Here is a 12,903-nt window from a genome sequence, read left to right on the forward strand (position 1 = left end):
GTGTCTTCTGCATTACAAAATCGCTTAGTCGGCACAGTCATATTAGTGGCTGTGGCGGTGATATTCTTGCCAGATTTGTTGGATGGAAAAAAAGAGTCTAAACAAAATTTATTTGTGGAATTGCCCTCAAAGCCCAGTGTTAAGAAAGTATTAGCACCTGAAACTTTTGATTCTAGTAAAGTTCAGCAGGGCGCTTCTCGTCAAATTGAAATTGTTAATGAAACAGCAATAGATGATGACACTGAAACTGCAAAAGCGGCTGATTCAACAGCAAGTAAAACGAGCTCGCAGGCATTACCAGTAGATAAACCAGAAAATGAAGTGCAAGTCAGTTCTTTAGCGCAAGAAACCGTCATCGACGACAAACAACCTAAATTGCTCGCGAGCGCCGGTTGGGTAGTTCAATTAGGTAGCTTTAGGCATCAAAAAAATGTGCGTGAACTACTCACCAAGCTTGAGAATAGTGGTTACAGGGCCTTTAGTCGACCTGTGCAAACCAGCTCTGGTTTATTAACCAAAGTATTTGTAGGTCCTGAATTGCAAAAAGATAAGCTTGAAAAAATATTACCTCACTTAAAAGAGATTACCGCGCTTCAGGGGCGAGTCAGTCCATTCACTGTTCAATAGTTTAGTACTAAGGTATGTTGTTATTTAAATAAATTGACATAAAAATAAGCAAGATTTTACCCTGTCCATTTGATAGAATGCGCGCGATTTTAGCCCTTTGGTCGTTCAGTAAAACGAACCATAGCCTCAAGAGCCAAGAAATACGAATCTTATGAATTGGATAGACTTCGCCATTTTAGGTGTGATTTTAATCTCCACCATTATCAGCCTTATCCGTGGCTTTATCAAAGAGGCAATTTCACTTGCAATTTGGTTCAGCGCTTTTTTTGTCGCCAGTCAGTTTTATGCTGACCTCGCTCTTTACCTAAGTAATTTTTCTGATCCGATGATACGCAACGGCGTGGCCATCGCAATTCTATTTGTAAGCACCTTAATCTTAGGGGGCTTAATTAATTATTTGATTGCTCAATTAGTACAATTTACCGGTTTAAGCGGTACTGACCGAGCCTTAGGGGCCATATTTGGTGCGCTAAGAGGTGTACTAATAGTCAGCGCTTTATTATTTTTCCTAGATACATTTACGCCGTCAGCAAGTTCAGATTGGTGGCAAACCTCTATCCTTGTACCTGAGTTTAGTTTAATCATTGAGTGGTTTTTTGAATATTTGCAAGGCAACTCAAGCTTTATAAAATCCGTTTAAAAAAGGTAATCTGCATGTGTGGTATAGTCGGAATTGTTGGTAAAAGCCCAGTTAATCAAGCGCTTTATGATGCTTTAACTGTATTACAACACAGGGGCCAAGATGCCGCTGGTATTGTGACTGTGGATAAGGGACGGTTTAACTTACGTAAGGACAATGGCTTAGTCAAAGACGTTTTCCACACCCGTCACATGCTTAGGTTAACCGGACAAGTTGGCATAGGTCATGTCCGATATCCTACTGCTGGCAGTTCGAGTTCAGCTGAAGCACAACCCTTTTACGTTAATTCTCCTTTTGGTATCGCTTTTGCCCACAACGGTAATTTAACTAACGCCCATGAACTTTTTGATGAAGTGACTAAAGTTTCTAGACGTCATATCAACACCACCTCTGATTCAGAGTTACTGTTAAATATTATTGCTCATGAACTGCAAAACACCGTGGGCTTAGTTTTAACACCAGAAGATGTATTTAAAGCTGTTGCTGCGGTTCATCAGAAGATCCGCGGAGCCTATGCGGTCGTGGCGGCGATTATCGGCAACGGTATGTTAGCCTTTCGTGACCCCTTTGGTATTCGTCCACTATCTCTAGGTAAGCGCAAAACTGAATTTGGCGACGAGTATATGGTTGCTTCAGAAAGTGTGGCATTGGACACGGTAGGTTTTACTTTCATCAGAGACGTTGCGCCTGGTGAAGCCATATACATTACCGAAGCGGGGGAATTACATACTCAGCAATGTGCAAAAAATGCAATTAACGCACCTTGTATATTTGAATTTGTCTATTTTGCTCGTCCAGATTCATTTATTGATGGTATTTCTGTTTACGCTTCTAGGGTTAATATGGGACGTAAGTTGGGTAAAAAAATAGCTAGGGAATGGTCGGAACTGGATATTGATGTAGTCATCCCAATTCCTGAAACCTCAACCGATGTTGCCCTACAAATTGCAATTGAACTAGATAAACCTTATCGCCAAGGTTTTGTAAAAAATCGTTATATTGGTCGTACCTTTATCATGCCGGGTCAAACTCAACGCCGCAAATCAGTGCGTCGTAAACTAAATGCTATTTCATCAGAGTTCAAAGATAAAAATGTACTGTTGGTGGATGACTCTATTGTGAGAGGAACGACCTCAGAACAGATCATTGAGATGGCACGGGAGTCAGGGGCTAAAAAAGTGTATTTTGCTTCAGCGGCACCAGAGATTCGTTTCCCTAATGTGTATGGCATTGATATGCCATCGGCCAATGAATTGATTGCCTACGGTCGAGAAATTGACGAGGTTAGTGAGCTTATTCGTGCAGACGGCTTAATTTTCCAAGATCTACAAGATTTAGTTGATGCAGTGAGTGAATTAAATCCACAAATTACCCAGTTTGAAACATCCGTATTTGATGGTAAATATATTACTGGTGATGTTAACCAAGCCTACTTAGAAAGAATTGATACACAAAGAAATGAGGGGGCAAAAACCTCAGGTCTGCAAACTGAATTGAGTAATCTAGAAATGCATAATATGAGCAATGGATAAGCGCATTAATTGCTAACACAAAAAAGCCGCTATCTTAGCGGCTTTTTTGTGTTCGATGAATTTAGTGCATATACACCGGTCCCATTCCAGCACTCCACAATATGACCGACGCCGCCATTAGAATAGCCAATAATACTAAGCCACAAGTGACTACTGAGCTGGCATAAATAAAGCCCTTTTCTTCAGGTATGTGCATTAAAATAGGGGTGCCCGAATAGAGTAAATAGATAGAGTAGGTTAATCCTCCCAAGCCGATTAACATAACGAACCAAAGAACTGGATATAAAGAAGCAAAGCCCACCATAAATAAAGGAGTGGCAGTATAAGCCGCCAGTTCTAAGGATTGTGTATAAGTAGGAGCTGCATCAAAAGCTTTTGCTAGTTCATGAATTAAGATAGCCAAGGCGACAACACCGACCATGAGCCCAAAATACATGCCGATACTCATCAACATCGCACTTTGGTGAGTCAGTTTAATAATATCACCAACCCCGATACTCCAACCCAAATGTGCTGAGGAATAATAGCTGGTTAATGTGGGGATTAAGGAGATGATCGCGATATGACTTAAGCTGTAAAAAAAACTTTCATGTTTTCTATCGATCAGGTGCCACTCTTCTTTAGGGTGGGCATATAGACCCCATAGGTGATTAAGAATCATTATTTTTTTCTCCAACTGCTAAGACAATTATAAATAAACCAGTTACTTACAATTTATTTACATGAAATTAACACTAGTTTGTTTTAGCTTAACTTTGCAGTCAACAGTTTTGTTTAAAATAGTTTCAGATCCTACATTATTTCAGTTGTAGTGATCCGGCAATGCCAGTGTTTTATGTCGATAAACACTGCTTGCTAGTTGCTGCAGGCCCTTGATATAAACGCTGCTGCCTATTAAAAACCTGCCAACTCACTAGTGGATAGGCTGGCTAGTATTGTGTTCAAAATAAGGGCATGCAGCCTTATACAAGCCCTGCATTAATCACTGGCAGGCACCAAAAGCGAATATTGCCGTTGGGTGATGACTCTTTTATATGGTCTAACAAAGTCTGATAGTGCTGAAGCTCATGTAGTATCAGCCATTAATTAATGCCGCGATTATTTATTCTCACACTTTATCAGTTGCACCGCTTCAATATTACCCGCTGGCACAAAACCAAACACCTGAGCGTAGAAACTTAACTCCGAATTCAGTGCTTTGATATTATTCGCTGGTTGCCTAAAACCATGTCCTTCACCTTCAAAAGTAATATAGGCAGTATCGATACAATTTTCTTTTAAGGCCTTAAATATTAATTCAGATTGATTCGGTGGCACGACCTTATCATCCAGTCCTTGGAGTAACAGCAAGGGGGCTGTTATATTTTGCACACTGTTAATCGGTGAACGCTGATCATAAACGCTTTTCATTTCAGGGTAGGGGCCAATAAGTTGATCAAGGTAGCGTGATTCAAATTTATGGGTATCGCCGGCTAACACACCTAAATCGCTGATCCCATAATAACTGGTGCCAGCCTTAAAAACACGTTGAAAAGCTAAAGCCGCCAGCGTGGTATAACCACCGGCACTGCCGCCTCGAATCGCCACTTTATCGGCATCGATTAAACCCTCAGCCGCCAGCCATTTAACGCCATTTGACGCGTCTTCTACATCTACAATTCCCCAATTAGGATAGAGTTTCTTCCTAAATGCTCTGCCATAGCCGGTGCTGCCTCTATGGTTGACATCAAATACAGCAAACCCACGACTTGTCCAAAATTGAATGCCTGGATTTAAACTCGAATCAGTAGCACCGACTGGGCCCCCATGCACTTTAACAATCAGTGGGGGCAGGGTACCTTTTGCACCAAGGTAATGACTATTTTGCGGTGGATAGTAAAAGCCATAGGCTATTTCATTACTGCCAGTAGGGAACTCAATTGGCTGGGGTACAGAAAGAAAATCTGCTGCGATAACAGGCCCGCTAGCTTGATAAATTTTTTCATAACTATCACCCTTTAATTGATAAATAGCATTCCCAGAACTGGGCGTCGATGCTCTAAAATAAACCCTATCACTGGCTATCGAGATTGAATCGGCTGATGAAAATGTATCACCGATAGTGCTCATTTCGCCGCTTGCTAAGTTAAGCCTCGCGATGTGGTCAACTCCCTCTTTGGTGTAGGCGATAACGGCGGAATTGTTATCTTCAATGCCATAACTGTTTATTTCAATTTCTTGATCCAGTACTTTTTTTACTTGCTTAGATAGCTTATCGACGCGATAGAGCGTCCACCAGTTGTCAAAGTCAGCGATAAAATAAAGGGTCGCATCTTTGGCATAGTGAGGGCTTCTAATCGCAACATTGCCACTTTGTGGGACTTCAATGACGGCTTCGACTGAAGCATCTTGGTTGAAGTTTATTACCCGTAATTGCGTATCATCCCATGGCATATTGGGATGCGACCAAGTAATAAATGCCACTGAGTTACCATCTGGCGATAAATTCGGCGCGCTAACAAAATCGCTGCCTGCGAATAGTATTGTTTCTTGCTTTGTTCCGCTTAGGCTAATCGCCACAAGGGTATTAATAGGCTCACCAATACCGCGGTGATCCTCTCTGACACAAATAAGTCTTTTATTTTTTTGATCTGCAATACATTCCATATAGCGCAAGCCTTCTCTCGTAATGGCTTCAGGACTACTGTTTTGTGAGATGCGGTATATTTTCTGATCGGTGAACTGAGAATAATAAATGTCATCTCCATCCACTACATAAGGATGTCCGCCGTATTCATGCACACGGGATCTAACACTCACTTCACTTGAGGTTAGTGGGACGGCTGTATTTCCTTCATCGAGTTTAACCAATACATTTTTGCCATTAGCAGATGCTTGTGACTCGACAAAATAAAGTTGATTGTTTGCAACCGTAAGATAGGAAATATTATCTGAGGCTTCAAAAATACTCGCCGCAGTGATAGGTGATTGCCAAGCTCCATAGGCTGATGTGCTGCTATTCATGGATTCTGGTACCTCAGAGTAAGGCTTAAATACTAAGTAAGCGACAATAATTAAAAAAATTGAAATGATGATTATTTTGACATTCATTCAAAGGCGACCTGTTTAAATCATGGCAGAAAAAACAGTGTAGAGATTAAGCTCAAGCATGTCTATTGAGTGCGGATTACGTCATCAACTGCTGCCATTTGTTTACTCATGCAATTCTACGATATGTGTACTTTTTTGCCGTTTAGGTGATGTAATGAGCAAGATCGCGATTATCAGAATTATACTTAGTGGTTAAGCGAGGCACCTATCAGTTTGCAACAAGGTTTTAATCTGCTCGGTGACGTAGCGCACGCGTTGGCTTTGCCTCACCTGAGTGTGACGACACAGGTATAGGGTTTCACTAACCGGATGGTTTAAGGCATGAATACGAATTCTGGCTTGATTGTGAAAGGCTTTGGCTGCATGCAGGGGCAAAATACTAAAGCCAAAACCTCTGCATACGGGCTCTAAAATAAGACTTATTTGATTAGAAAAGCCTTTCTCTTGAAATTGACTAGGGTGTTCGAATTGAGCAAAATTTGGGCTTAGAAGAGCCTGGCAATGATGATGTCCATCAGGGTGAGATATAAAACCCAGTTGTTGTAGTACCTGCCAATTTATTTCTTCAATGCTTGTATCAGTGACTAACACCAGTGCTTCTTGGGCGATAGCCTCAGTTATTACCTCAGAAGACGCGCTGGCTTGGGTCATGATGCCTAGATCAAAATGTCGCTGACTCACATCTCGTTCAATACTTTTATTCGGTGCAAACGAATGCCGCACGCTAAGTTGCGGGTGTTGCTGTTGCAAGTCGAGTAAAAATGGATACAAAGTTAGGCCCACACTGCCCGGTGTGGCGATCCGTACTCGCCCACTGAACGGCTCGTCTTGTTTTATATTTTGCTCAAGTAATTCTGTGGCTTGCAGTAGCTTCCAACCGTCGCGATGAAGCTGCATGCCCGCATCCGTTAAGGTGAATGATTTTCCTTCACGGATCAGCAGTGGAGTGGCTAATTGCTGTTCAAGCTTTTTGATTTGTTGGCTAACGCCCGATTGCGTCATAAATAAAGCATGTGCCGTTTGGGTAAAGTGACCCAAGTCGACCAAGGTGCAAAAGGTTTTTAACCAAGTGGAATTAATCATTATAAAATGTACTCATTTATATTTTAACTCATAATTTTTTATACTTTATCATAGGGCGTACAGTAGCGTCACTGGATTGATTCATATCCATCACTCAGGCGATTTTATATCGCATTATTAGTGGTAATTTAGATTCATTATTTAGGAGCGACATTATGACAACCCCATATCCACGAACGTTTTCGCACATAGGTATTTCTGTTCCAGATGTAGAAAAAGCCGTTGAGTTTTACACCCAAGTACTGGGTTGGTATCTGATTATGCAGCCCACTGAAATTGTCGAAGACGATAGCCCCATAGGTGAAATGTGCACTGATGTTTTTGGTGCAAATTGGAAAAAATTTAAGATAGCGCATCTTTCTACTGGTGACAGAGTCGGTGTGGAAATATTCGAATTTGCCAACCAGAAAGACCCAGAAGATAACTTTGAATATTGGAAAACGGGCGTCTTTCATTTTTGTGTGCAAGATCCGAATCTTGAAGAACTGGCAGATGCAATTGTGGCCGCTGGTGGTAAAAAACGTATGGCTAAACCACGATATTATTATCCAGGTGAGAAGCCTTACCGCATGATTTACATGGAAGACCCCTTTGGTAACATTCTAGAAATTTATAGCCACAGTTATGAATTAACTTATGCTGCGGGTGCTTATTAAACCTAAATTATTTAGCTTCAGCGTTATTCGATATCGCCCGGTTGATCAAGGTCAATCGGGCGATATTTCAGCTTGGTATCATTCGTTTAATTCTGTTTAAAAAATATGTCATGTTAGCTAAGTTAAGATAAATCTCGGCAAATAGGCGACAGTGAACTAGAAATTTCATTCTGCGCTTACTATGCAGAATTAAAAAGGCCGGTTAAACCCATTGCAGTTTGGCCTGCGTTTTATTGTTTTTTGAGCATAATCGAGTAAAGTTATAACTGTCGATTTTCAAAGGAGTGAAAATAGTTTCAATTTCCCTCCTTAACCATAATGGATAGTCAGTGCAAGCTCATGTCAAACAATCTAGATGCAAATTCTATGTCTCAGTCTGAATTAACTGAAACGCCGCTTAATCATGCCACCCAACTATTAAATAAGGTATTTGGATTTGCGCAATTTCGCGAGTCTCAGCAAGCCATTATTGAAAATGTACTGGGTCAAAAAAATACCTTGGCGATTATGCCTACAGGCGGTGGAAAGTCTTTATGTTATCAAATACCGGCACTGGTGTTTGATGGCCTAAGCGTGTGTATATCGCCGCTCATTTCGCTCATGCAAGACCAAGTAAGGCAGTTAGTTGAATTAGATATACCGGCTTGTATGCTCAATAGCACGCTCAGCACAGATGAATATCAAGCTAACGTGCAAGCGATTTCTCAAGGCGACATAAAACTGCTTTTTTTGGCGCCTGAAACGGCGCTGCAAATGTCAGTTCTCAATCTATTACAAGCAGCCAATGTTAATTGCCTAGCTATTGATGAAGCCCATTGTATTTCAGAATGGGGCCATGAGTTTAGGCCTGAATATCGTCAACTTGGACAGCTAATCGAGCGTATTCCGCAAGCGGTTATTATTGCTCTAACGGCCACTGCTACACCACGCGTGCGCGAGGATATTAAGCGCCAGTTGGCTATCGCCAATGAAAGTGAATTTATCGCCAGCTTTGATCGACCCAACTTGTTTATTGAAGTAAACCTCAAAGACAATCCCTATGGCCAAAGCAAAGCGTTTATCGATAACCACAAAGGCCAATCAGGCATTATTTATTGCTTGTCGCGCGCCAGTGTGGATGAGCTGACCGCCAAACTGCAAGCCGATGGCTATTCGGCCTTGCCTTATCATGCCGGCCTACAGAGTAAAAAACGCGCTGAATATCAAGACAAGTTTGTACGGGATGATGTGGATATTATTGTTGCCACTATCGCCTTTGGCATGGGCATTAATAAACCTGATGTACGCTATGTTATCCATTATGATTTGCCCAAAAATATTGAAGGATATTACCAGCAAATAGGGCGTGCTGGACGGGACGGCTTAGATGCAGATTGCTTGCTGTTATTCAGTTATGGCGATACGGGTAAGTCCCGCTATTTTATTGATCAAATGGTCAACGAACAAGAAAAGCGTTTAGCCTCTATGCATCTTAACCAGATGCTAGCTTTAGCAGAAACCGAGGATTGCAGGCGCATTCCCTTACTCTCGTATTTTGGCGAGCCCCATGTGCCTCAAAGCTGTGTTAAGTGCGACAACTGCCTCAACGAAAACCAAGAAAAGTCTGACTTAACCGTACCCGCGCAAAAGTTCTTATCTTGTGTACATCGCACCGGTCAACGTTTTGGCGCGGGTTATGTAGTAGATGTATTGCGCGGCTCTAATGCGGAAAAAGTACTGCAAAATCAGCATAACTTGTTATCTACCTACAATATAGGCAACGAATTTAGCAAAAAACAATGGATGACCTTGTCCCGTCAACTGATTCAAAAAGGCTTACTGCAACAAGATGAACAGTTTGGTGGCTTAAAGTTAACGGCTAAAGCGGGTGATGTGTTAAAGGGTAGTGCACCGTTTTATGCCTTATTACAGCAACAAAGCACTGCAGCGAGTAAATCATCGCACTCTCCAGCCACAATAGACTTTAATTCAGACTTATTTGCAATTTTAAAAACGCAGCGTAAACATCTTGCTGATCAGGCAGGGGTGCCGCCTTATGCTATTTTCCCAGATAAATCCTTACAAGAAATGGCGCATTACTTGCCACAATCTTCAATGAGTTTGTTAAAAATTCATGGCGTAGGTCAAGCTAAATTCACTAAATACGGCGAGCAATTTATTAAGATGATCGCTGATTTTTGTGTTCTAAATAGCCTTGCTGAAGTCACTAATAATGCCAGCGGAGCAAGTACTTCAACTAAAACCTCAACAATTGCATTGAGTGCAAAAAGTAAAGAGATAGCGAGCTTATTTGACCAAGGGTATTCGGTGCTGGCCTTGGCCCAACAAAATAAAGTTAAACACAATACTGTCTATGGACACCTACATAAATTTGCAAGTTTAGGCTATAAGTTTGAGCATCCTGAAAGGCTTATTGAAGCAATGAACTTAGCCCCTGAATTATTAAACAAGGGGCTCACAACCTTTGCCGAACTTGGAACTGAACGTTTAAAACCTGTCTTTGATGCTTTAAATGAGCAAGTGAGTTACGAGCAATTACACTTATTAAGGGTGTTTTATTTACAGGGTTTATCTGCTTAGTTTTACTTTAAAACTTAGCACTTGCTAAAAATAGTGATTGACCAAAAATATATTACATGCGAAATTTCACATATGTTTTATTTCACATGTATCAATTATGGATCCTTGTACTTTTTTCAAATGTCTCGCTGATGATACTCGATTAAAATCACTGCTTTTAATTGCTAAAATTAATGAAGCTTGTGTTTGCGATCTAATGGAGGCCCTTGAACTTGATCAACCTAAAACTTCTCGTCATTTAGCTCAGCTGCGCAAGTGCGGTATTTTAGCGGACGAAAGACGCGGTAAATGGGTGTACTACAAGCTACATCCCGCGCTACCGCAGTGGGCGCGAGAGGTTATTCTCAGCGCAGCTGCACATAACGATAATTATTTTAGTTCCCCATTAAAAAAATTGATTGCATCGCAATCTTCAACCAACTCTTGTTGTTAATTAAAGGCCACGTCGTATGCAAGCAACCATGAAAATTCTCTATATTTGTACCCACAATAGATGCAGAAGTATTTTATCTGAAGCGATAACCAACAGTATTGCAGGTGATGTTATTGAGGCAAAAAGTGCGGGTAGTCAGCCGGCTGGTGTGGTGCATCCCTTGTCGCTTAAGTACCTTGCTCAAACAGGTTACGCGATTGAAGACTTACAAAGTCAATCCTGGCATGACTTTGCAGATTTTCATCCTGATGTCGTTGTCACTGTGTGTGACTCTGCCGCAGGCGAAACCTGCCCTTTATATTTTGATGATAGCCTAAAAGTGCATTGGGGCTTGAGCGATCCATCAAAAGTAGCGGGTGATGATGCCGCCATAGAACAGGCATTTTTGGCTTGTATTGAGCAAATAGTTGTTCGGGTAAACCAGCTAAAAGCCCTTGCAGCAAAAGGCCTAGATAAAACTGAGCTTAAAGCGGCACTTGCTGCTTTGGGTGCTCACTAATGCCTGAACAAAACCCAAGCTTAGACAATATTGAAAACAGCGTTTTTATTATTCCAAGTAAGGCTGATTTGCAGAGCGCTCCGTCAGTTCATAAACCGCGAATATTGTTACTATACGGCTCATTAAGAGAGCGCTCATTTAGTCGCCTAGCAATAGAAGAGAGTGCCCGCCTGCTTGATGCCTTTGGCGCAGAAACACGTATTTTTAATCCCACAGGCTTGCCCCAACCGGATAGCGAAGACGAGTCACACCCCAAAGTAAAAGAATTACGCGAGCTAATGATTTGGTCTGAAGGGCAGGTTTGGTGTTCACCAGAGCGCCATGGCGCGATGACGGGCATTTTAAAAAGTCAAATTGATTGGGTGCCCTTAAGTGTAGGAGGCGTTAGGCCGACACAGGGTAAAACCCTCGCCATTATGCAAGTATGCGGTGGCTCTCAATCATTCAATGCGGTGAACCAAATGCGGATTTTAGGCCGATGGATGAGAATGGTAACTATCCCTAATCAATCGTCGGTTGCCAAAGCGTTTTTAGAGTTTGAAGAGAACGGGCGCATGAAACCCTCACCGTATTACAACCGCATTGTGGATGTGATGGAAGAGTTGATGAAGTTCACTTTACTACTGCGTGACAATAAAGACTACTTGGTTGATCGTTACTCTGAGCGGGTTGAAACCGCAGAGCAAGTGAGTCAGCGCGTAAATCAAAAGTCACTTTAAGGAGCATATCATGGGATTGTTTGAGCGTTATTTGTCCGTTTGGGTAGGGCTGGCCATTATTGTGGGCATTATTGCAGGGACCCTGACACCTGATGCTTTTGCTATTATTGCAGAACTTGAATTCGCCCAGGTTAATATTGTTATTGCTGTCCTGATTTGGTTAATGATTTATCCAATGATGGTGCAGATTGATTTTTCATCTATAAAAGACGTTGGTAAAAAGCCCAAAGGTTTAGTACTAACCTTGGTGATAAATTGGTTAATAAAACCCTTTACTATGGCCTTCCTCGGTTGGTTATTTTTTAAAGTCTTGTTTGCTGATTGGGTTGACCCTGCAACGGCAACGGAATACATCGCGGGGATGATATTACTTGGCGTTGCACCTTGCACAGCTATGGTATTTGTTTGGAGTCAAATGACCAAAGGTGATGCCAATTACACATTAGTGCAAGTGTCGATTAACGATATCATCATGATTTTTGCTTTCGCGCCCATCGCGGGTTTATTACTTGGCGTGACTGATATCACAGTGCCTTGGGACACACTTTTGTTGTCAGTTGTACTCTATGTTTTGGTGCCACTTATTGCAGGGGCACTGACCCGTAAAAAACTCGACAACGGCGATGACCACTCGAAGGTCGATAAATTTCTTCGCACCATGAAGCCTTGGTCAATCGTGGGTTTATTAGCAACTGTGACGTTGTTGTTTGGCTTTCAAGCAGACACTATATTATCTAAACCCGAAGCCATAGTGCTTATTGCCATTCCTTTGCTGATTCAAACCTACGGTATATTTGCCATCGCCTATTGGTTAGCCAAGCGGATGAAGCTACCGCACAATATTGCCGCGCCCGCGTGTATGATTGGCACATCTAACTTTTTCGAATTAGCCGTCGCGGTGGCAATTTCACTGTTTGGTTTACACTCAGGTGCGGCGCTGGCAACGGTAGTCGGTGTGCTGGTAGAAGTACCTGTTATGTTGTCGCTAGTATGGTTTGCCAATCGTACTCGGCATTGGTTTGTATAGACTAACCCTTAGAAGCT

The 12,903-nt window shown here is 41.9% G+C and carries 12 protein-coding genes; 9 read left to right on the forward strand and 3 right to left on the reverse strand.

Going from position 1 to position 12,903, the window contains the following annotated elements; genetic code table 11:
- From ABKW31_RS05045 to purF, 3 genes are all read left to right on the forward strand, one after another.
- Positions 1-627 carry an SPOR domain-containing protein gene (locus tag ABKW31_RS05045; protein ID WP_348615131.1) on the forward strand — a complete coding sequence of 209 codons (627 nt, stop codon included), beginning with the start codon at positions 1-3 and terminating at the stop codon, positions 625-627.
- Positions 628-778: 151 nt separating this feature from the next.
- On the forward strand, positions 779-1,267 hold the full coding sequence (locus tag ABKW31_RS05050) for a CvpA family protein (RefSeq protein WP_348615132.1): 489 nt from the start codon (positions 779-781) through the stop codon (positions 1,265-1,267).
- 14 nt (positions 1,268-1,281) lie between these two features.
- The gene (purF, locus tag ABKW31_RS05055; RefSeq protein WP_348615133.1) at positions 1,282-2,799 is read left to right on the forward strand and encodes an amidophosphoribosyltransferase; all 1,518 of its coding nucleotides are present in this window, start codon (positions 1,282-1,284) and stop codon (positions 2,797-2,799) included.
- Between the two features lie 61 nt (positions 2,800-2,860).
- On the opposite strand, the gene ABKW31_RS05060 is transcribed toward purF, so the two are convergent.
- From ABKW31_RS05060 to ABKW31_RS05070, 3 genes are all read right to left on the reverse strand, one after another.
- The gene (locus tag ABKW31_RS05060) at positions 2,861-3,460 is read right to left on the reverse strand and encodes a Yip1 family protein (RefSeq protein WP_348615134.1); all 600 of its coding nucleotides are present in this window, start codon (positions 3,458-3,460) and stop codon (positions 2,861-2,863) included.
- Between the two features lie 437 nt (positions 3,461-3,897).
- A complete protein-coding gene (locus tag ABKW31_RS05065) occupies positions 3,898-5,889 on the reverse strand; it encodes a S9 family peptidase (protein ID WP_348615135.1) in 1,992 nt (663 codons plus the stop codon).
- 192 nt (positions 5,890-6,081) lie between these two features.
- The gene (locus ABKW31_RS05070; RefSeq protein WP_348615136.1) at positions 6,082-6,972 is read right to left on the reverse strand and encodes a LysR family transcriptional regulator; all 891 of its coding nucleotides are present in this window, start codon (positions 6,970-6,972) and stop codon (positions 6,082-6,084) included.
- A 155-nt stretch (positions 6,973-7,127) separates the two neighbouring features.
- Between ABKW31_RS05070 and ABKW31_RS05075 the strand changes: the two genes are divergently transcribed.
- From ABKW31_RS05075 to arsB, 6 genes are all read left to right on the forward strand, one after another.
- Positions 7,128-7,628, forward strand: coding sequence for a lactoylglutathione lyase family protein (locus ABKW31_RS05075; protein ID WP_348615137.1), 501 nt, complete (start codon positions 7,128-7,130; stop codon positions 7,626-7,628).
- Positions 7,629-7,967: 339 nt separating this feature from the next.
- Complete coding sequence (recQ, locus tag ABKW31_RS05080) at positions 7,968-10,208, forward strand: DNA helicase RecQ (RefSeq protein ID WP_348615138.1); 2,241 nt, start codon at positions 7,968-7,970, stop codon at positions 10,206-10,208.
- Positions 10,209-10,305: 97 nt separating this feature from the next.
- Positions 10,306-10,641 (forward strand): metalloregulator ArsR/SmtB family transcription factor, encoded by a 336-nt coding sequence (locus tag ABKW31_RS05085; protein ID WP_348615140.1) that lies wholly within the window; start codon positions 10,306-10,308, stop codon positions 10,639-10,641.
- Between the two features lie 28 nt (positions 10,642-10,669).
- Entirely contained in the window at positions 10,670-11,140 is a 471-nt protein-coding gene (locus tag ABKW31_RS05090) for an arsenate reductase ArsC (RefSeq protein ID WP_348615207.1), read from the forward strand.
- Entirely contained in the window at positions 11,140-11,859 is a 720-nt protein-coding gene (gene arsH, locus ABKW31_RS05095) for an arsenical resistance protein ArsH (protein WP_348615141.1), read from the forward strand. The genes ABKW31_RS05090 and arsH overlap by 1 nt, the downstream gene beginning before the upstream one ends.
- A gap of 10 nt (positions 11,860-11,869) precedes the next feature.
- On the forward strand, positions 11,870-12,886 hold the full coding sequence (gene arsB / locus ABKW31_RS05100; protein ID WP_348615143.1) for an ACR3 family arsenite efflux transporter: 1,017 nt from the start codon (positions 11,870-11,872) through the stop codon (positions 12,884-12,886).
- The last annotated feature ends 17 nt before the right edge of the window (positions 12,887-12,903 follow it).

The sequence above is a fragment of the Paraglaciecola sp. 25GB23A genome, assembly GCF_040012495.1.
In the GTDB taxonomy this organism is placed as follows: Bacteria; Pseudomonadota; Gammaproteobacteria; order Enterobacterales; family Alteromonadaceae; genus Paraglaciecola.